This window comes from Neobacillus mesonae (genome assembly GCF_001636315.1).
GTDB lineage: Bacteria > Bacillota > Bacilli > Bacillales > Cytobacillaceae > Neobacillus > Neobacillus mesonae.
In genome coordinates this window covers 632,779-653,252 of record NZ_KV440949.1, presented here as the reverse complement: position 1 = coordinate 653,252, position 20,474 = coordinate 632,779, and the positions used below count along the sequence as shown (strand labels likewise).

Genomic DNA, 20,474 nt, shown 5'->3' with positions numbered 1-20,474 from the left:
ATTTGGTGTCAGGCACTATGTGAAAAATTCACATGGTGCCTGACACCTTTTTTTATTTAATTCACAGGAAATTATTGTATAAAGTAATTTATTTTGGAAAAAATGGTGGCTATAAAGATTGGAGGGTTATGTGTATGAGACGTGTGGTTTCTATTACTGCAATATTAGTTTTGCTTTTGGGTTTACCGCTTCCTTCTGCTTTTGCAGCTGAAGAGAAGAAGAGTACTGAAATTGTCACTGATGTCAGGTCAGCTATTTTATTGGAAAGAGATACAGGGAAAATCCTTTTTGAGAAGAATAGTAAGGAAGAGCTGCCCCCGGCAAGTATGACAAAAATCATGACGATGCTATTAATCATGGAAACGATTGATAAAGGGAAGCTTTCCTGGAACGAAAAAATTCGCACAAGCGAGTTTGCGGCATCCATGGGTGGTTCCCAAATTTTCCTTGAACCGGGCGAGGAAATGACGACGAAAGAAATGTTGAAGGGAATCGCGATTGCTTCCGGAAATGATGCTTCTGTAGCGATGGCGGAGAGAATCGCAGGCTCAGAGGAAGCATTTGTCGACATGATGAATGATAAAGCAAAAGAACTTGGGCTGAAGCATACCGTCTTTAAAAACACGACAGGATTGCCTGAAAGCGGGCACTACAGTTCCGCTTATGATATGGCCATTATGGCAAAAGAACTATTAAAATATGAAGACATAACTAAATTTACGGGAATGTATGAAGGATATTTACGTGAAAATACGGATAAAAAATTCTGGCTGGTCAATACAAATAAATTAGTCCGCTTTTATCCGGGTGTGGATGGATTAAAAACCGGCTTCACGGCAGAAGCAAAATATTGTCTGACAGCAACAGCCGAAAAGGAAGGTATGCGCGTTATTGCGGTTGTCTTTGGGGCGCCAACATCTAAAGATCGAAATGCTCAGATCACGAAGATGCTCGATTACGCCTATAGTCAATTTCAAACTCATCCTATGTACAAGCGCAACCAAGTGATTAGCCAAGCAAAGGTAAGCAAGGGACAGGAAAAGATAGTCGAAGCGGTTACTAGTGAATCATTATCCCTGCTGACTAAAAAAGGTGAAAAAACAAAGGACGTTAAACAAAAAGTTATCATTCAAAAAAATCTAAAGGCTCCAGTTAAAAAAGGAGACAGGGTTGGAACAATTAAACTGATCAGGGATGGAAAAGTTGTGCTGGAGAGTCCGCTCGTTGCAAAAAACGAAGTCAAGGAAGCTAGCTGGTGGACTCTATATAAGCGGGCATTCGGCATGTTTACAAAAGCAGGAAAATAAAATTAAATTATATCATTGTCGAAAGCGGAAGCATCTTCACTTCTTTTAGCGAAAAACGACTAGTTTTGTATTTAAGGAAGGAAATTAAGCCACAAAAAGCGAATTGACTCACTATACCAAGAAGCATAAGCACAAGGCTGCTTACGCTGGACAAGACGAAGGAGGACTAGGGATAGTGAGTCTATCGATTGAATTTGAAACAAAACATGATGTTTTATGTATCCGGTTAAGCGGTGAATTAGATCATCACACAGCCGATGAACTTCGCGAAAAAGTGACAGCTGTCATTGAAAGAGATGAAATTCGTCATATTGTCTTGAATCTTAAACAGCTTTCCTTTATGGATAGCTCTGGTTTGGGCGTTATTTTAGGAAGATACAAGCAAATTAAACAGGTCCACGGTGAAATGGTTGTTTGTGCCATCTCCCCAGCAATTAAGCGATTATTCGATATGTCCGGCCTCTTTAAAATTATAAAGATGGAACAGACAGAGGAATTTGCCTTACAAAGATTGGGGGTGGCTTAATATGAGAAATGAAATGAGCTTGCAGTTCAGTGCCTTAAGTCAAAATGAATCATTTGCCCGGGTCACTGTTGCTGCCTTTATTGCACAATTAGATCCAACTATGGATGAGCTGACAGAAATCAAAACAGTCGTTTCTGAGGCTGTGACGAATGCGATTATTCATGGCTATGAAAACGATCCAAATGGAATTGTTTATATCACTGTAATCATTGAGGACAATTTTATAGATATGACAATTAAGGATGCTGGCGTAGGGATTGTCGATGTGGAAGAAGCTCGTCAGCCATTATTTACAACAAAGCCAGAACTAGAACGTTCCGGAATGGGTTTTACCATCATGGAAAATTTCATGGATGAGGTTGAGGTTCTCACGCAGCCAGGTCGAGGAACCGAGGTTAGACTACGAAAGCATTTACAATCATCCCGTAAAATGCTTTGCAATTAAGGAGACTTGCCAATGGATGTGGAGGTCAAAAACGACAAAAATCAGACGTATTTAAAGGATCATGAAGTCAAGGAGCTAATTAAAAGGAGCCAAGCAGGGGATCAAGAAGCAAGGGATACCATTGTGGAGAGAAACATGCGGCTTGTATGGTCTGTCGTACAGCGTTTTCTTAACAGAGGGTATGACCCGGATGACCTTTTTCAAATTGGCTGTATTGGATTATTAAAATCAGTTGATAAGTTTGACCTATCCTACGATGTGAAGTTTTCCACCTATGCTGTTCCAATGATTATTGGGGAAATCCAACGATTTATCCGCGATGATGGAACTGTTAAGGTCAGCCGTTCACTGAAAGAAATGGGGAATCGAATCCGTAAAGCAAAGGATGAGTTATCCAAAACGCTTGGAAGAGTCCCTACCGTTAATGAAATTTCTGAACATCTTGAGCTCTCACCGGAAGATGTCATTTTAGCTCAAGAAGCGAGCAGGACTCCGTCGTCCATTCATGAGACAGTTTATGAAAATGATGGTGACCCGATCACGCTTCTTGACCAAATAGATGACGGTAACGAAGGCAAGTGGTTTGATAAAATTGCTTTGAAGGAAGCCATTCGTGAACTGGATGAACGAGAAAGGCTAATTGTTTATTTAAGGTATTATAAAGATCAGACACAATCTGAAGTCGCCCAGAGACTGGGGATTTCCCAGGTACAGGTGTCAAGGCTTGAAAAGAAGATTTTACAGCAAATGAAAGACCGCATGGACCTCTAAGTCCATACGGTCTTTTCTTTTTACTGGAACAATAGAACTGTCCTCACTTGACATTCACGCAATTTTTTTGATAAAAAGCCATTTTTGACACACACTATTTTTATTAGAATTTTGCTTTGTGGGAAGTGAAAAGTTTGGAGAAGACAATTTACATCCGCATGCGTAATCGCGTTCAAACCCGTCCTAGGGAAACCATTTATCTTAAGGACGCTGCCCAAATCATTGCAGATGATCTTGAACTTGGAAAGCTTCAGCAAATCGTTATTCATCAATTATCTGAAAAGGACGGAAATATTGTTATCATCGACGTGATGAAAGTGATTGAGTTAATAGCAAAACAATTTGCGGAATTGGAAGTTCAAACGATCGGCCCTGCCCAAACGATTATCGAAGTAGTGTCAAAGAAAAAAGGAGTTTCCATTCCTTTTTTTCTTTTAATATGGTTTTTATTATTTTTCGGTTCAGCCTTGACACTAATGAACTTCCACGATGACGTAAGTATGAGGAGTGTACAGGAAAAAATTTATACGATCATTACCGGCAAAAAGGAAACGAAACCACTGCTTTTTCAAATTCCCTATTCTATTGGGCTTGGTCTTGGGATGATTCTCTTTTTTAACCATGTATTTAAAAAACGGATAAATGATGAACCGAGTCCGCTTGAAGTAGAAATGTTTAATTATCAAATGGATCTGGATAATTACGTGATCCTTAATGAAAACAAAGAAAGTATGAAACGAGTACATGACGATTAAAATAGCGGCCATTATTTTTATAGGATTTGCAAGTGGATTATCAGTAGGTTCCGGATTTGTTGCCTTTTTAACTGTACTTGGAATTATCCCAAGGCTGACTCAGCTTACGAAAACGATGAAAATGATTCAATCATATGAATGGGCAGTTGTCATTGGAGCGCTTACGGGAGTAATCGCTAGTTTAAGGGATCCAGCTTTAAATATTTCCGCCTATTTTCTAATTCCCCTTGGTCTTACCGGCGGTGTCTTTATCGGAATGCTGGCGGCGGGTCTTACGGAAGCATTGAATGTCTTTCCAATCCTCGCCAAAAGAATTCGCTTGGATGGAGAGATTGTGATTCTTATCATGGCGATTGTATTCGGGAAAATCTTCGGTTCTATTTTTCAATGGATATACTTTGTTCATCGATAGAGTTTTCATATGAAAGGAAAATTAAGTATGAACACAAGAAGACGTGTCATTTTAGTAACTGATGGTGATGAACATACAAAGAGGGCACTCGAGCAAATTGCTAAAGAAATCGGTGCCAGATGTATTTCCAAATCACAAGGCAACCCGTCAAAATTAACGGGGCCAGAATTAGTCAAGTTAATTAAACAAGCTCCGTATGACCCCGTATTAGTGATGTTTGACGACAGCGGCATCGTTGGTGAAGGAAGCGGAGAAAATGCCCTTAAATATGTTGCCGTGCACAAGGATATCGAAGTGTTAGGGGCAATTGCCGTTGCCGCCAAATCCAGACATGAGGAATGGGCAAGAATTGATGTAAGCATTGACCGCGACGGCGAGTTAACCCCATATGGTGTAGATAAATTTGGTATACCTGAGCTTGAAATTGGAAGAATAAATGGAGATACCGTCTATTGTCTAGATCAGCTAAATATCCCAATTGTTGTCGGAATTGGCGACGTCGGCAAAATGGCGCGAAAAGACTCCTATAAGCTGGGGGCGCCCATTACTAAAAAGGCTGTCGAACTAATACTTGAAAGGAGTGGTTTTTTTGACACAAAAGAAAGTGGAAAAATGGCCAATCCCGATATCTGTAAATGAAGTTGAGCATTATATGAAACAGCGTGTAGGTCTCGGTGTAAGCTTTGACATCGGGATTCGAAAGCTAAAGATCTTGAAAAAAGATGTTCATATTTATTATGTAAATGGTTTAACCGATACGATGTACATTATTCAATTGATTAAAGAACTGGTGGGCATCAATTATCATGAGAAGACAACCGCTGATCTATATAAGCTGATTGATAATAGACTGGTTAATCAATCAGTGGAATATACACAGGAACTGGATAAACTTGTCACTCAGGTGCTATCCGGTTTAATTGGTGTCGTCGTTGAGGGTGAAAATACAGCATTTATTATCGATGTCCGCAGCTATCCTGGCCGCTCGCCAATGGAACCTGATACAGAAAAGGTGGTTAGGGGGGCCCGTGACGGATTTGTTGAAAATATTGTGATGAATACAGCTTTAACAAGAAGAAGGATCCGTGATGAACGGCTTCGCTTTGAAATGCTTAAAGTTGGAAAGCGTTCCAAGACAGATGTTGCCCTTTCTTATCTCCAGGATGTTGCCGATCCGGACTTATTAAATATCCTTAGAAAAGAACTGCAGGCAATTGATATCGATGGAATTCCAATGGCAGATAAAACGCTCGAGGAATTTATTGTCAGGCAAGGGTGGAATCCATATCCTATTGTTAGATATACGGAAAGAGCCGATGTAGCAGCTGCCCATATATTAGAGGGGCATGTTGTCATATTTTGTGATACATCACCAAGTGTCATTATTACACCAACAACATTTTTTCACCATGTTCAGCATGCGGAAGAATTTCGTGAATCGCCGGCGATGGGGACGTTTGTCCGCTGGACGCGTTTTTTAGGTGTGTTCACTTCTATCTTCCTATTGCCATTATGGCTCTTACTTGTGTTAGAACCGTCATTTTTGCCGGAAAAACTGTCATTTATCGGGCCAAATAAGCAAACGAATATTCCGATATTGATTCAATTGTTTATGGCAGACTTTGGTATAGAATTTTTACGGATTGCTGCGATTCATACACCGACACCGTTATCAACGGCCATGGGCTTAATTGCTGCCGTATTGATCGGCCAGATCGCCATTGATGTCGGTCTTTTCGTACCGGAGGTCATCCTCTATGTGGCGGTAGCTGGAATCGGAACGTTTACAACACCAAGTTATGAATTAAGTGTTGCCAATAAAATTGCCAGAATGCTGTTAATGCTGCTAACGGCCTTCTTCCATCTTCCGGGATTCATGATAGGTGCAACATTATGGCTTATTTACCTGGCACAAATGCGTGCACTAAACACACCGTATTTATGGCCTTTCTTGCCGTTTGAACCGAAAGGATTCCTGCAAATTATCTTCCGCAGGGCAATACCTGGTTCAATACTAAGACCAAGTATTGTGCACCCAAGAAATCGCTACAGACAGCCGCCTGAAAGTTGAAAATATTGAAAGAAAAAATTGCAGAATGGGAAGAGTTATGCTACAGTAATTTTAATTAAATTAAGGATGAATAAGAAAAATAGGCAGTATCTTTTGCGGATTCTGTCTATTTGTTTATTATCTTTTAAGATTGTCTACATAAACTGTAGTGAGTCGTTATGGAGAGAGGGAAGGGAATGTATTTTTACGGAACAACAGGAGTCAATAATAACGGACATTTGGAAATTGGAGGAGTGGATTCCTTAGAATTAGCAAAAAACTTTGGCACTCCCCTATACGTTTATGATGTTGCCTTAATTCGAGAAAGAGCCCGCGGATTTAAACAAGCCTTTGAAGAACAACAGGTAAGGGCTCAGGTGGCGTATGCGAGTAAAGCATTCTCGACAGTGGCAATGGTACAGCTTGCTGAGGAAGAAGGGTTATCACTGGATGTTGTTTCCGGCGGTGAATTGTATACAGCAATAACCGCGGGATTCCCTGCTGAAAGGATTCATTTTCATGGCAACAATAAAAGCAGAGAAGAATTGGAAATGGCATTAGAACACCAGATCGGCTGCATTGTGATTGATAATTTTCATGAAATAGAGCTTTTAAAAGATATTTGTTCAGAAAAATCAACGAAGGTTAATATTCTATTAAGAGTGACGCCAGGTATAGAAGCCCATACGCATGATTATATTTTAACTGGGCAGGAGGATTCCAAGTTTGGCTTTGACCTGCAAAATGGCCAAGCTGAAGAGGCACTTGCAGAAGTGCTGCCGTATGACTATTTTAATGTCCTCGGACTTCATTGTCATATTGGTTCGCAAATTTTTGAAACAACCGGTTTCTTGCTTGCCGCTCGAAAAATTGTCGAGAAAATGACGGAATGGAAGCAAAAACTTGCTTTTGAAGCGGAGGTTTTAAATTTAGGCGGCGGTTTTGGAATCCGTTATACAAACGAGGATGAACCAATTCCTCCGGCGCAATATGTAAGTGCGATTATCAAAGAGGTTAAGCTGCTAATTGACCAAAATTCGCTGCAAATGCCGGAAATCTGGATTGAACCAGGACGCTCTCTAGTTGGTGATGCAGGAATAACACTTTATAAAATTGGGTCTTCTAAGGATGTTCCGGAGGTTAGAAAATATTTAGCGGTTGACGGCGGAATGAGTGACAATATCAGACCAGCTTTATACCAAGCAAAGTATGAAGCGGTTCTCGCCAATAAACCGTTAGCCCAAACAAGTGATACGGTTTCCATCGCCGGAAAATGCTGTGAATCAGGGGACATGCTGATATGGGATTTACCTTTGCCGGAAGCTGGAAAGGATGATCTTCTCGCAGTTTTTTGTACCGGTGCATATGGCTATTCCATGGCAAATAATTATAACCGGATCCCAAGGCCTGCGGTTGTGTTTGTAGAAAATGGAAACGCAACTCTCGTTGTAAAAAGAGAATCATATGAAGATTTGATCAAATTAGATTTACCATTGAAATAAAACAGAGCTGCCGAGAATTCGGCAGCCCTTTTTGGTTATGAAAAGATGGATTTGATCCAATCAATTAACCAAATAAAGAATTGCTTAATTTTTTCAAGAAAACCTTGCCCCTCTTCGGAGTGAAGAAATTTTGAGATACGATCCTTTGCCTTGTTCAATTGATCGCTAACCTGATTCCAGTCAATATCCAGGTTCTTTAGTTTATTAAATAAGTCAATAAGTCGCTGCATTTCTTTTTCACTTAAGCTGACATTCAGGTCTTTGGCCGCTTGTTCAATAATTTTTCGCAGTTCCTCATCGTTTTTCGGTTTGTTTTTTGCAATTTCTTCTTTTACTTTTGCAATTAATGCTGCGGCATTCTCTTCTCCAATAGAGTCTCCCAGCTTAGCGGTTTCGACCATTTCCTGATTGGCTGCTTGTTTCACTTCTTCCGGAATGGTTTTGTCTGCAGAGATTTCGTATGCTTTAATAATCCCTGTCAAAGCGGCGGTTCCAGATACGGAAATCGGAGCAGTAATGTAAATATTTGCATCTTTTACGCCCGCGGTAATTAGGGCATTGACATACATTTCATCGGTAACCCAATTAATATTTTTCGTTTTCACCGTTATTCCAGAGCCTTTTGGGGCAATCGTGATGGCAGACGAAGAAATGGCCTTAGTGCCAATCAGAGATTTTGCGATATATTTGCCTAGGTATTGATGTTCTTCTTGGTTGGATACTGTGACAATCTGCACATCCTTTGGCGCACCCATTTCTGATAAGAGGCCGTTTTTTTGCACTTCCGTTAAATTTTCACCAAGTGTGACAATCATGTCACCCTCAGCCATGTCGGCAAAACTTTGAATAGGATAAATAAACATACAGATACTAAACAGCAGTATTAGTAGTTTTCTCATGAAATTCCTCCTTGTTGTTGGCTTGCACTTGCTCTAGTAATAATATAACCGATTCCATAATATTTAACGAAAAAAACAAATTAGAAGTTTCATAGTTGACCTTAAAACTATAATTTTTTGCGGAAAATGGATTATTTTTATGATTTGTTGTAGAATGTAGCCAATGAGTAATTTGTTTGGGAATAGTATCTGGCAGCCGGAAACTGTATAATTATTTTGGGGGAAGGTTTTTTATGAGAAGAAATAATTGGATATTATTTGGTATTCTAGTAGCTATTTCCTTAATTTGGGGAGCCATTTACTGGATGTTTATCGTTCCAAAATAATCGGGCATTTTTCATTTTACTAAAGCGGTTTGGGTATGCGAGCTGAAAGAACATTATCTTTTTAACCTACATATAATAAATAAATGGTTTATTATTTGATTTTTTTGGAAAAAATATACTATTGTTAAACCGATTGCATCGTTCGGTTTATTTAATTTAATGAGGGGTCAAAATGTTAATTCGTTATAAAAAAACATTTGAAAAAATCGCCATGGGATTAATGTCCTTTATGCCGAATGAAAAGGATTTAAAGAAGCTTCAGCAGACAATGAAGGAATATGAAGCGGAAGAAAGCAGACAGCTTTTTTTATGGAAAGAAGAAGATATTATCGGACTTCTTGGAATTGTTTTTCATCCAGATCGGAATGCAATAGAAATTCAACATATTTCTGTTAATCCGTCTCATCGGCTTCAAGGTGTCGGTAAAAGAATGGTTAAGGCACTCAAAGAAATGTATCCTGACAAAGAAATTATTTCGAATAAAGAAACTGCAGCATTTATTGAAAAATGTGATGTATGTTAAACAGAAAAGAGGCGGCAAATACTTATTTGCCGCCTCTTTTTGCTGTCAGCATTCTATTCCGTTCCTCAATAACATTAGTACGATCCCGTAATGAATGACGGTGAATCAGGCTGTCGTTTGTTAAATCACTATCTTTTCCCCATTCAAAGCCATGCTCACGGCAGCTTTTCAGACATGTCTCCAAAAGGTGAGGATCATTTAGCGGGAACGAAAAGCTCGTATATTCCTTTTCTGTTTCAATCATTCGTAATCGCTCGTTTATTAATTCAAATAACACAGTACCATCTATTCCTAACATAGATAAAGAATCAGGGTGTGTACGGAATATTCTCAGCGCTTTTTCCAAAGTTCTTTTTGCCCCTTTGAAATTCCCTCTGCGGTGATGATAGGTTGATACCGCAAATAAAATAAGCCCGACCCATTGGGAGTCTTTATTTCCTGGATCGATTTCTTTCCAATAGTCCTCAAGAATTTCATGACATTCAAAGTAATCCCGATCCCCATGAAAATGGATTAAAAAATCGATATATTCTTTTGGATACAACAGATTTCCCCCTATTTCTTTTTACTCCAGTTTATCACATTAAGACTTTCTAAATTGTATTACATGAAATTAAAATGCCCGTCAAAGATGACGGGCACTTCGTTTGCTATCCATTAAAGGAATTTTTCCTTTTTATATTCGGCATACCTCGTTAAATTACCAAACCCAAGCCGCACCAACGATAATTAATAAAATAAACAGTACGACAATTAACGCAAATCCGGCTCCGAATCCACCTGCTACAAAACCATCAGCCATAACGAATACCTCCTATAAAAATTTTTTATACTCCTCAATAGGATTGAATGGTATCATTTTTATACAAAATGATTTTTTTCTTTACCTAAAGAGGTTCGCCATAAGGCGAGTTTTCCTTAACATCATATGTAGGGGATTTGTCCAGTGTTATGGGCGAATATCATGAATTCACGCAATGACCACTGTCGTAATTATTTTTTTATTGGATAACCTAAACGAATCCTCTATAATAGTCAATGAATTAATTTCGAGAATTTTGGTGAAAAGTTATGCCGTATCAGGTGAAAATAGATGCCTTTGAAGGCCCGTTGGATTTATTGCTTCATTTAATTAATCGTCTTGAAATAGATATTTATGATATTCCGGTGGCTCAAATAACTGAGCAGTATCTTCTATATATCCATACTATGAAGGAACTGAGGCTTGATATCGCAAGTGAGTATCTAGTAATGGCCGCAACCTTGCTAGCTATTAAAAGTAAAATGCTTCTTCCTAAACATGAAGAGGATTTTAATGAAAATGATGAAGAAATTTCGTTTGAGGAAGATCCGCGGGACGAGCTTGTAGAGCGTCTGGTTGAATACCGCAAATTTAAAGAGGCCGCTCAAGATTTGAAATCAATGGAGGAGGATCGGGGGCTGATGTTTACAAAGCCTCCAAGTGATCTGTCGGTATTTGCTAAGGAGATACAGCCAAGCAAATCAGAAATCAATGTATCGTTGTACGATATGTTGGCAGCCCTTCAAAAATTAATGCGCAGAAAGAAACTGCAAAGGCCATTGGCAACAAAAATTGCCCGTCAGGAAATATCGATTGAAACTAGAATGTCTGAAATTATGGATGATTTAAAACAGCTAAAAGGACGGAAAAATTTTAATGATTTATTTCCTGAGCCGACAAAAGGACATATTGTTGTGACTTTTTTAGCATTGTTAGAGCTTATGAAGCGGAAAAAGATTGATGTTGAGCAGGATGGGAATTTTGGAGAAATTTATGTGGAAGCTGCAAAGGAAGGGAGAGAAGTGGTTGGAAATTATTAATTGGACAAGCATCCTTGAAAGCCTGTTATTTGCGGCCGGGGATGAAGGACTTACATTGAAGCAAATTGCCGAGGTTTTGGATGTAGATGAATTCGAGGCAAATGAAATTATAGAGGACCTAAAGCGGGAGTATGCCGACAATGAAAACAGAGGGATTATGATTGTTCAATTGGCAGGGACATTTCAGCTTGCAACCAAGAAAGAAAACGCTGATTACTTAAAAAAGCTTGTGGATTCTCCAAACACATCAACATTATCGCAGGCAGCCCTCGAAACATTAGCAATCGTTGCTTATAAACAGCCGATTACACGTGCTGAAATTGAAGGAATCCGCGGTGTAAAGACGGAAAGACCGCTGCATACACTGATGGCAAAAGCCTTAATTAAAGAGGTAGGGCGAGCAGAGGGCGCCGGCCGCGCTTATTTATATGGAACAACGAAAGAATTTCTTGATTATTTTGGGCTGAAAAGCTTAGAAGAGCTTCCGAAGCTTCCGGAAAAAGTTGAGGAAGACTATGTCCAGGAGGAAGCCGACCTGTTTTTTGAGAAATTTCAAGAAACCTTAAATTCTTAACATATCAAACCCAAGCTCTTTTATGCTAAAATAATAGTTATGATATGTATCTATAGGATTTAATAAGGAGCGGGATTAAGTTGCTAATTAAAGAATGTAAAGGATATGAATTGGAAAAAGCAAAATCCAATACTTCGGAAGATTTCTTTAACAGGAGTGAACTAACCTTTGTGGAAGATGGGGTTGAAAAAACACTTCATGTATTGTATGTAAGATATTTCGAAGAGATTTTTCCGGAATTTACGCCTTTTAATCAGGACCCAGTTTTTGCACAGGATGGCTATGAGGTGAATTTCAAGGATATTGTAGCCCTTGTATGTCTCCTGAAAAATCCAGGGTTACGAGGCCGGAAACGAATTTATATTAATTCAAAACATGAATTTGCTGCTTATTTTCAAGATGTTAACTTCGTTAAATTACCTGAAATTTTCGCGGCACTGCATCAAAAGAATGAATATGAGCTGCGCTCGCCGCTGGAATTCATTTTGCAGCCGCAATAAAAAAATCTGTAAACAAAGGCTGGTCCACAAAATGTGGGCAGCCTTTTTTGTTCTTTATCGTTCCGCCGCCACATACCTTTAATAACAAATTGGATGTAAGGAAGTGGTAATGGATGAGCCGTTTCAACCGTTACGTCAATGAATTATTTAAATGGAATGGGCAATTGAAAGAATTTCTTCAATCGGAGCAGATTGAACGGGATTCAGAGTTATGGGAGAAGCTGGACATGTTTACTGAGTTAATCGAAAGGACTGACCAGGAATTAACGACTGAAGAGCTGCTAGACCTGCAAGTGAAAGCAGAACGTATTCATGAGGAACTGGAGGCCTATTTTAATAGGAAACAAGGAAATGTGATTGGCACCATTATGGTTGTGGAAAAGCAAATTCCTCCCGGAGGACATTCTCTCCCTGATCTTCCGTACGACTATAACGCTCTCGAACCTTATATTTCCGAGGAGATTATGAGACTTCATCACGACAAACACCATCGCGCCTATGTGAATGGGTTAAATAAGGCTGAGCTTGAACTGAAAAAGGCAAGGGAGTCGAATGACTTCTCATTTGTCAAGCATTGGTCCCGCGAGCTAAGTTTTCATGGTTCCGGTCATTATCTTCATTCTATTTTTTGGCGGAATATGAGTCCAAATGGCGGTGGGAAACCACAAGGTATCTTAAACATCGAAATCGAAAACTATTTTGGCAGCTTCGATGCTTTTAAAAAACATTTTTCGGAATGTGCTAAACAGGTGGAAGGGGGCGGCTGGGCATTGTTGGTTTGGTCGCCCAAAGCGAGACATCTGGAGGTGTTACAGACGGAGCGGCATATGCTTTTAACCCAGTGGGATACGATTCCGCTGCTTGTTCTGGATGTTTGGGAGCATGCTTACTACCTTCAATATAAAAACAAGCGGTCTGAATATGTGGATAATTGGTGGAATATCGTTAATTGGCATGAAGTTGAAATGAGATTGGAAAAAGCGGCTGATATAAAGTGGCCTGAGATACAGGGATTTTAAGACGGCTGGTAAACCTGATGCCGTTTTCTTTCCGTTATTGTCATATCATACCTTGTCCTGCATAAAATTTAATAACTAAAGAGAGGGACGAGGTATACCAATGAGAATGATACGGAAGCAAATAGTTTTTCTTCTATTGATTACTTTAGTCTTTGTAAATATTCCTCAAAAAGTGGATGCTTCCATAGGGGTAAGCGCCGCCAGTGCCGTGCTGATAGAACAGGAATCCGGACGTATCCTTTTTGAGAAAGAAGCGCATACGAAGAGGAGAATTGCCAGTATTACAAAGATTATGACAGCAATTCTAGCAATTGAATCAGGAAAATTAGATCGAACGGTAACAGTAAGTGATAGAGCTGTAAGGGCGGAAGGCTCCTCTGTTTATTTAAAACCAGGGCAAAAAATAAAACTAGAGGACTTGGTGTACGGCTTAATGCTTAGATCTGGAAATGATACAGCTGTTGCCATTGCTGAGTATGTTGGAGGCAGTGTGGAAGGCTTTGCTTATTTAATGAATCAAAAGGCAAAGGAGATTGGAATGGTGAATACCCATTTTGCCAATCCGCATGGGCTGGATGATCATGAAAATCATTATTCAACCGCCTATGATATGGCACTGTTAACCCGTTATGCCATGGAAAACAAAACCTATCAAAAGATATCCGGTACCAAGGTGCATCGGGCTCCAAATCCGAATGAGGCCTGGGATTATAAATGGAACAACAAAAACCGTCTTTTGAATTTGTATAAGTATTGTACTGGCGGAAAGACAGGGTTTACAAAACGGGCTAAAAGAACGCTGGTAACAACTGCAACAAAGGGCGATATGGACCTCATCGCCGTCACATTAAATGCCCCAGATGATTGGAATGATCATATTTCGATGTATGAATATGGTTTTCAGCAATATGACATGGCCGAAGTTCTTTCAACCGGGAAGCTGGATCTTGAAAAAAATAAATATTATAAGAAAAATCCATTATATATTAAAAAATCAATTCTCTACCCGGCAACAAGTAAGGAAATGGGGTTATTCACCGTCAAATATAAATTGTACAAGCCTGAGAAGAATTGGAAGGTAACGAGAAAAAGCGAACGAGTCGCTGGAAAAGCGATTGTCTATTTAGACGGAAGAGCAGTACAGGACACACCTATTTTCTATCAGAATAATCCAGAAAAAAAGAAAGGCTTCTTTAATTTTATGAAGGATATATTTCTTTCCATTATGGGTGTGAAATTAAATGGTTAATTATATTTGGGTAGGTATGACAATTATCGGTATAGTATTTGCTTTGATCAACGGAACAATTGAAGATGTGAACAAAGCAGTTTTCGATGGAGCCAAAGAGGCGGTAACGATTTGTATAGGATTGATTAGTGTCCTTGTCTTTTGGCTTGGAATGATGAGGATCGCTCAAGAATCGGGGCTTTTGGAGAAATTGTCAAAATTATTTCGCCCGCTGGTCAAAATGATCTTCCCGGAGGTGCCGGTAAATCATCCCGCGATGGGTTATATTTTGTCCAATATGATTTCTAATATGTTCGGCTTGGGAAATGCTGCTACACCACTTGGAATCAAAGCAATGGAAGAACTGAAGAAATTAAATGGCGGCAAAAATTCAGCTAGCCGTTCGATGGTTACTTTTTTGGCAATTAATACCGCTAGTATCACGATTATCCCGACAACGGTTATTGCCATTCGAATGAATTATCATTCCGTATCACCTACAGAAATTGTGGTACCAACCATTATGACAACTTTACTATCTGCAATCGGTGCAGTTCTAATCGATCGCTATTTCTATTATCGTAAAAGCCGTAAAGGATGATGAGGTATGGCAGTGCTTACGACAATTTCAATCACATTTATACCGCTTTTAATTGGTTTTATTCTGCTATACGGTACGTTTAAACAAGTACCAACCTATGAAAGCTTTGTGGAAGGCGGAAAAGAAGGTATTAAAATCGCTGTACAAATCATTCCTTTTTTAGTAGGAATGCTGGTTGCCATCGCTATTTTTCGAGCATCTGGGGCATTGGACGCGTTAATGAATCTGCTGCGCCCACTGATGAAAACAATAGGGGTTCCGGCGGAAATCGTACCGCTAATATTTATTCGTCCGATCTCCGGAACCGCGGCCCTTGGCATGACAAGCGATTTAATAGCAACCTACGGACCGGACTCTTTTATCGGCCGGCTTGCTTCCATTCTGCAGGGGAGTACCGATACAACCTTTTATGTTTTAACGGTATATTTCGGTGCCGTGGGAATTAAAAAAATGGGAGATGCCTTAAAGGTTGGGCTATTAGCAGATGTACTAGGTATTATCATTTCCATTGTGGTTGTAACGTTAGTTTTTGGAACAATTTAGAATAATACTTTGTTTGCAGCAGGTCTGATTATTTCGGACCTGCTATTTATTTTTCTTCAATAATAGTCTGTACTTTGAAATGTAAAGAATTTATGTCATAATTCAGTATGGTGTATGATTAGTTAGACCCATGAATGAATTTTTACAACGGCTGTGTATAAGCACATACTTGGTTGATTATTTTGAGGTGAATAGAATGGAACGATTGCAAAAGGTTATAGCCCGTGCCGGAATTGCATCAAGAAGAAAAGCGGAAGAGTTGATTAAAGAAGGCAGGGTTAAGGTTAATGGAAAGATCGTCACGGAGCTGGGGGTAAAGGTTGCTGCTTCCGACCGTGTTGAGGTTAATGAAATACCGATTGAGCGTGAGGAGTCGGTTTATTTTCTGCTATATAAGCCAAGAGGAGTTATTTCCAGTGTAAGCGATGATAAGGGCAGAAAGGTCGTAACCGATTTCTTTGCCGGTTTGAAAGAAAGGATTTTTCCAATCGGCCGTCTCGATTACGATACATCTGGATTGCTGCTGTTGACGAATGATGGGGAATTCGCGAATTTATTGATGCACCCTAGAAGCGAAGTGGAGAAAGTGTACGTTGCTAAAGTCAAGGGTGTTCCCCTAAGGGAGAATCTTAGAAAATTAGAAAAAGGGATTCGGCTTGAGGACGGTAAAACAGCACCTGCCAAAGTCAAGATGCTCTCTTTTGATAAGAAAAAACAAACGGCTATTGTTGAAATTGCCATCCATGAAGGCCGGAATCGCCAGGTGAGAAGGATGTTTGAGGCAATTGGTCATGAAGTATTAAAGCTTAAACGTGAGCGCTATGGCTTCTTAACATTAAGCGGATTAAAAGCAGGAGAGGCAAGAGAACTGACTCCACATGAAGTGAAACAATTGCGGGCTGCTGCGATGGATGCCGGCAATAAGCAAAAATAATGGAAATCTGCCTTTTTTAGTGTTAATGGAACATCTCGCTGAAAAAGTTCATAGAAACGTCACAATTATGATCGTCGGTAAACACTATGCCAATAATGAAAAATGTTATAATTTAGCTTAACTGTGTTATGTATGTAATGGAGGGGTGAATATGAAAAAACGGCGGTTAATCATGCGATCCATTATCCTCGCTGTTTTGGTAGCAGCCGTTGCTTATACGCTTTATGCAAACTTTATGAAGGACCATGCCGAGAAGGTAGCAGTAGGCAGCCTCGCACCTGACTTTGTATTAACTGATATGCAAGGAAATAAGCATAAACTTTCAGATTATAAAGGTCAGGGTGTCTTTTTGAACTTTTGGGGAACTTGGTGTCCTCCTTGTAAAAAGGAAATGCCTTATATTAATAACCAGTATCACCAATTTAAAGACAAGGGTGTTCAAGTTTTATCTGTCAATATTCAAGAATCGGAACTTGCGGTTAATCAATTCGCCGACCGTTATAGGCTTGATTTTCCAATTGTGATAGATACCGATAAGGAAGTTATGACCACTTATGGTATTGACAATCTTCCAGCGACATTCTTGATTGATAAAGATGGGAAGGTTGTAAAGTCCACTACCGGTGAGATGTCTGAGGATATGGTTAGGGATTTTATGGAGAAAATAAAACCATAATGGTTACAGGGAGTTTGTTATCATGAAAGATGTAAAATGTGAATGCGGGCATGTCAATCCTCATGGTACAGTGCTATGTGAAGCGTGTGGGAAAATTCTTGATGAGGAGGAAAATAAGAAACAGCTGCTTGACATGCGTTACGAGGGCAGTGCCCGTCGCTCACAAACCTATTCGAAAACGTTTGTCGATAAAATATGGAACTTTTTTTCGTCTGTTAAGGTTGGGGTTTGGCTGATTGTCATTACCTTAATAGCTTCTATTTTAGGAACGATTTTGCCGCAGAAAATGTACATAGACCTTCCGCCTGAAGTTTATTATGAGCAGGAATATGGCTGGTTTGGAAAACTATATTATCAGCTGGGCTTTGACGACTTATATGGTTCATGGTGGTATTTATTGCTGATTGCGATGATCGGCATTTCGCTTGTCATTTGCAGTCTGGACCGAGTAGTCCCTCTATACAAGGCATTAAAGGCTCAGCGGGTATCAAGACATGAGGGCTTTTTAAAGAGACAGCGTGTTTTTGGAATAAATAAAAATCCTGATGAAAACGATATTGCCCTCGTTAAGAAGCAATTAGCACAAAAGCGTTATCATGTTCGAGAGGAAAATGGGGATTTATTGGCAGAAAAAGGACGATTCTCACGCTGGGGTCCATATGTCAACCATGTGGGATTAATCATTTTCCTTTTTGGAGGAATGCTTCGTTTTATTCCAGGGGTGTATGTGAATGAAAACCTATGGGTTCGTGAAGGAGAAACCGCTTTAGTTCCAGAAACAGGTGAACAATTTTATTTACAAAATAATAAATTTATCTTGCAGCATTATGATAAGGAAAAAAATAAAACATTTGAGAAAGCGCTGGAGCGAGCCGGTGACGTTGTGAAAAACTATCAATCCAATGTCGTCTTATATCGACGCTCTGGTGAGAAAATCCCTGGGGAAAAGCCAAAGCTTGAGAAGGTTAAGGATTATAAGGTTCGTGTTAACCATCCATTAACATTTGAAGGCTATTCCATTTATCAATCATCTTTTCGAAGTGAAATGAGCTCCATGACATTTGCGCTAACGAATAAGCAGACACAGCAATCTTTTGGGGAGCTTACCGTCAATCTCCAAGATCCAAAGGAAACTTACGATTTGGGGAATGGGTATTCCGTTAAAATTCTCAATTATTTTCCTGATTTTGAATTTGCCAAAAACGGAGAACCTAGCACGAAGTCGCGGGTGCCAAATAATCCGGCATTTATCTTCCGAATGTATTCCCCGGACAAGCCAAAAGGGGAAACTAGCTTTGTTGCTATCAGGCAGACAATTGAGCCATTTGGCGATAATACTTATAAAATGTCGTTTAAAGGAATAGGAACAAAAAATGTTTCCGGGTTTACGGTTCGTAAGGATTCATCCTTATGGGTAATCATTATTGGAGGAATCCTCTTTATGATTGGTGTTATTCAAGGTGCTTATTGGAATCATCGCCGTATTTGGATACAGCATAAGAACGGGGAAGTTTGGATTGCAGCCCACACAAATAAGAATTGGTATGGATTAAAACGCGAAATTGAAAAAGTGCTTGAGAATACGAAGCTGGGTCAACCGGAGGATCAACTTCAACGTGAAGAGACTGACAAGGAGGGAGCTTAGTTGGCATCAATAAGTAGTAATTTATTATTTATTTCTTTTATTCTTTATTTAATTGCTACCCTGTTTTTTGGAGGTGCAATTAAGGAAAAGAAGAGTTTAAATGAAAAAAAGGCAACCAATAAATGGGGGAAAATTGCCGTATTTTTAACTATCATTGGTTTTATCGCACAGCTGGGATATTTCATTACCAGGTGGATTGCTGCCGGACATGCCCCGGTTAGTAATATGTTCGAATTTACAACGTTTTTTGGTATGGCATTAGTAGGGGCATTCATTGTTATTTATTTTATTTATCGAACAACACTTCTTGGTTTATTCACCATGCCAGTGGCAATTTTAGTCATTGCTTATGCCAGCATGTTTCCAAGAGATATTTCACCGCTCATTCCAGCACTGCAAAGTTACTGGCTTCATATTCATGTAACGACAGCAGCAATTGGGGAAGCAATTCTTGCAATTAGTTTTGCGGCGGGGTTAATTTATCTTGTAAAGGCTATTGATCAAACCAAATCAAGCAAGAAAACATTTTGGCTTGAAGTCATTATGTTTGGATTAGTGACTGTGATTGGGTTTGTCATTGTGTCCTCGATTTTTGCCGGTACGGGATATCAAGAAAAGTTTAATTGGATTGATAAACACGGTAACCAGGCAGAGGTTGAATATTTGATGCCTGCTTTAACAGGGCCGCATAAAGGGGAATTATTGACAAAAGACGGCTTTAAACCATTGGTTGAAATGCCGGCATTTATAAATGCTAAAAAGTTAAACACTGTAATCTGGTCATTTGCTGCAGGAATTATCCTTTATGGATTAATTCGATTAATTCTTAGAAAGCGGATTGGAGCGTCACTCAAACCGCTTGTAAAAAATATTAAACTAGATTTTGTGGATGAAATCAGCTACCGATCCGTCTTAATTGGTTTCCCTGTTTTCACTTTAGGGGCATTAATTTTTGCAATGATTTGGGCACAGGTGGCTTGGTCCCGTTTCTGGGGCTGGGATCCAAAAGAGGTATGGGCTTTAATTACTTGGCTATTCTATGCTGCCTTTATGCATTTAAGGCTGTCAAAGGGCTGGCATGGGGAAAAGTCCGCATGGCTTGCCGTAATCGGCTTCGCTATCATTATGTTTAACTTAGTTGCCGTAAACCTCATCATCGCCGGCCTGCACTCCTACGCCGGTTCATAATAATAAAAAAGCCTTCACTTATTTTTAAAAAGTGGAGGCTTTTTATAAAATGGCAATAATAATAATTGACCTTATATTATTACTGATTGGAGCAGAAATCATCTTTTTTATAATTTGTCATATAATTGACACTTTTTCAAGCGTTTATTAACACAGAACATATAGCAAAATTGGAAACCATTTTGTAAAATAAACACCATGGGGGGAT

The 20,474-nt window shown here is 39.4% G+C and carries 24 protein-coding genes; 21 read left to right on the top strand and 3 right to left on the bottom strand.

Features of this window, described 5'->3' with window-relative positions; genetic code table 11:
• Positions 1-134 precede the first annotated feature (134 nt).
• From A6749_RS03265 to lysA, 9 genes are all read left to right on the top strand, one after another.
• Positions 135-1,307, top strand: coding sequence for a D-alanyl-D-alanine carboxypeptidase family protein (locus A6749_RS03265; RefSeq protein WP_066385186.1), 1,173 nt, complete (start codon positions 135-137; stop codon positions 1,305-1,307).
• 175 nt (positions 1,308-1,482) lie between these two features.
• A complete protein-coding gene (gene spoIIAA / locus A6749_RS03260) occupies positions 1,483-1,833 on the top strand; it encodes an anti-sigma F factor antagonist (protein WP_066385185.1) in 351 nt (116 codons plus the stop codon).
• 1 nt (position 1,834) lies between these two features.
• Entirely contained in the window at positions 1,835-2,278 is a 444-nt protein-coding gene (gene spoIIAB / locus A6749_RS03255) for an anti-sigma F factor (protein ID WP_066385184.1), read from the top strand.
• 12 nt (positions 2,279-2,290) lie between these two features.
• Positions 2,291-3,049, top strand: a complete 759-nt coding sequence (gene sigF, locus A6749_RS03250) for an RNA polymerase sporulation sigma factor SigF (RefSeq protein WP_066385183.1) — start codon at positions 2,291-2,293, stop codon at positions 3,047-3,049.
• A gap of 134 nt (positions 3,050-3,183) precedes the next feature.
• Positions 3,184-3,804, top strand: a complete 621-nt coding sequence (locus A6749_RS03245; protein WP_066385181.1) for a stage V sporulation protein AA — start codon at positions 3,184-3,186, stop codon at positions 3,802-3,804.
• Positions 3,794-4,216, top strand: a complete 423-nt coding sequence (locus tag A6749_RS03240) for a stage V sporulation protein AB (RefSeq protein WP_066385176.1) — start codon at positions 3,794-3,796, stop codon at positions 4,214-4,216. Before A6749_RS03245 ends, A6749_RS03240 begins: the two co-directional genes overlap by 11 nt.
• 27 nt (positions 4,217-4,243) lie before the next feature.
• Complete coding sequence (locus A6749_RS03235) at positions 4,244-4,855, top strand: stage V sporulation protein SpoVABEA (protein ID WP_066400731.1); 612 nt, start codon at positions 4,244-4,246, stop codon at positions 4,853-4,855.
• The gene (locus tag A6749_RS03230; protein WP_066385174.1) at positions 4,806-6,287 is read left to right on the top strand and encodes a spore germination protein; all 1,482 of its coding nucleotides are present in this window, start codon (positions 4,806-4,808) and stop codon (positions 6,285-6,287) included. The genes A6749_RS03235 and A6749_RS03230 overlap by 50 nt, the downstream gene beginning before the upstream one ends.
• A 176-nt stretch (positions 6,288-6,463) precedes the next feature.
• A complete protein-coding gene (gene lysA / locus A6749_RS03225) occupies positions 6,464-7,768 on the top strand; it encodes a diaminopimelate decarboxylase (protein WP_066385172.1) in 1,305 nt (434 codons plus the stop codon).
• A 35-nt stretch (positions 7,769-7,803) separates the two neighbouring features.
• Here lysA and A6749_RS03220 read toward each other — a convergent pair whose 3' ends face one another.
• The gene (locus A6749_RS03220) at positions 7,804-8,667 is read right to left on the bottom strand and encodes a DUF1002 domain-containing protein (RefSeq protein ID WP_066385170.1); all 864 of its coding nucleotides are present in this window, start codon (positions 8,665-8,667) and stop codon (positions 7,804-7,806) included.
• 498 nt (positions 8,668-9,165) lie between these two features.
• Between A6749_RS03220 and A6749_RS03215 the strand changes: the two genes are divergently transcribed.
• Positions 9,166-9,516, top strand: a complete 351-nt coding sequence (locus A6749_RS03215) for a GNAT family N-acetyltransferase (protein ID WP_066385169.1) — start codon at positions 9,166-9,168, stop codon at positions 9,514-9,516.
• Positions 9,517-9,538: 22 nt separating this feature from the next.
• Here A6749_RS03215 and A6749_RS03210 read toward each other — a convergent pair whose 3' ends face one another.
• Together A6749_RS03210 and A6749_RS27500 are read right to left on the bottom strand one after the other, a co-directional pair.
• Positions 9,539-10,060, bottom strand: a complete 522-nt coding sequence (locus tag A6749_RS03210; protein WP_066385168.1) for a DUF309 domain-containing protein — start codon at positions 10,058-10,060, stop codon at positions 9,539-9,541.
• Positions 10,061-10,216: 156 nt separating this feature from the next.
• Entirely contained in the window at positions 10,217-10,318 is a 102-nt protein-coding gene (locus tag A6749_RS27500; protein ID WP_084797614.1) for a YjcZ family sporulation protein, read from the bottom strand.
• A gap of 269 nt (positions 10,319-10,587) precedes the next feature.
• Here A6749_RS27500 and A6749_RS03205 point away from each other — a divergent pair, with 269 nt between their 5' ends.
• From A6749_RS03205 to ccsB, 11 genes are all read left to right on the top strand, one after another.
• Positions 10,588-11,358: a segregation/condensation protein A gene (locus A6749_RS03205; RefSeq protein WP_066385165.1), complete on the top strand. Its 771-nt coding sequence runs from the start codon at positions 10,588-10,590 to the stop codon at positions 11,356-11,358.
• A complete protein-coding gene (scpB, locus tag A6749_RS03200) occupies positions 11,345-11,932 on the top strand; it encodes an SMC-Scp complex subunit ScpB (protein ID WP_066385163.1) in 588 nt (195 codons plus the stop codon). Before A6749_RS03205 ends, scpB begins: the two co-directional genes overlap by 14 nt.
• An 80-nt stretch (positions 11,933-12,012) precedes the next feature.
• On the top strand, positions 12,013-12,432 hold the full coding sequence (locus A6749_RS03195; protein WP_066385160.1) for a hypothetical protein: 420 nt from the start codon (positions 12,013-12,015) through the stop codon (positions 12,430-12,432).
• A gap of 113 nt (positions 12,433-12,545) precedes the next feature.
• Positions 12,546-13,451: a superoxide dismutase gene (locus A6749_RS03190; protein ID WP_066385158.1), complete on the top strand. Its 906-nt coding sequence runs from the start codon at positions 12,546-12,548 to the stop codon at positions 13,449-13,451.
• A gap of 100 nt (positions 13,452-13,551) precedes the next feature.
• Complete coding sequence (locus tag A6749_RS03185; RefSeq protein ID WP_153042997.1) at positions 13,552-14,700, top strand: D-alanyl-D-alanine carboxypeptidase family protein; 1,149 nt, start codon at positions 13,552-13,554, stop codon at positions 14,698-14,700.
• On the top strand, positions 14,693-15,280 hold the full coding sequence (locus A6749_RS03180) for a nucleoside recognition domain-containing protein (protein WP_066385155.1): 588 nt from the start codon (positions 14,693-14,695) through the stop codon (positions 15,278-15,280). Before A6749_RS03185 ends, A6749_RS03180 begins: the two co-directional genes overlap by 8 nt.
• 6 nt (positions 15,281-15,286) lie before the next feature.
• A complete protein-coding gene (locus tag A6749_RS03175) occupies positions 15,287-15,823 on the top strand; it encodes a spore maturation protein (protein ID WP_066385152.1) in 537 nt (178 codons plus the stop codon).
• Positions 15,824-16,019: 196 nt separating this feature from the next.
• Positions 16,020-16,757 carry a 23S rRNA pseudouridine(2605) synthase RluB gene (rluB, locus tag A6749_RS03170; protein WP_066385150.1) on the top strand — a complete coding sequence of 246 codons (738 nt, stop codon included), beginning with the start codon at positions 16,020-16,022 and terminating at the stop codon, positions 16,755-16,757.
• Positions 16,758-16,908: 151 nt separating this feature from the next.
• On the top strand, positions 16,909-17,433 hold the full coding sequence (gene resA / locus A6749_RS03165) for a thiol-disulfide oxidoreductase ResA (RefSeq protein WP_066385148.1): 525 nt from the start codon (positions 16,909-16,911) through the stop codon (positions 17,431-17,433).
• A 22-nt stretch (positions 17,434-17,455) separates the two neighbouring features.
• Complete coding sequence (gene resB / locus A6749_RS03160) at positions 17,456-19,078, top strand: cytochrome c biogenesis protein ResB (protein ID WP_066385145.1); 1,623 nt, start codon at positions 17,456-17,458, stop codon at positions 19,076-19,078.
• Positions 19,079-20,266: a c-type cytochrome biogenesis protein CcsB gene (gene ccsB, locus A6749_RS03155; RefSeq protein ID WP_066385138.1), complete on the top strand. Its 1,188-nt coding sequence runs from the start codon at positions 19,079-19,081 to the stop codon at positions 20,264-20,266. It abuts the gene before it with no gap.
• Positions 20,267-20,474 lie beyond the last annotated feature (208 nt).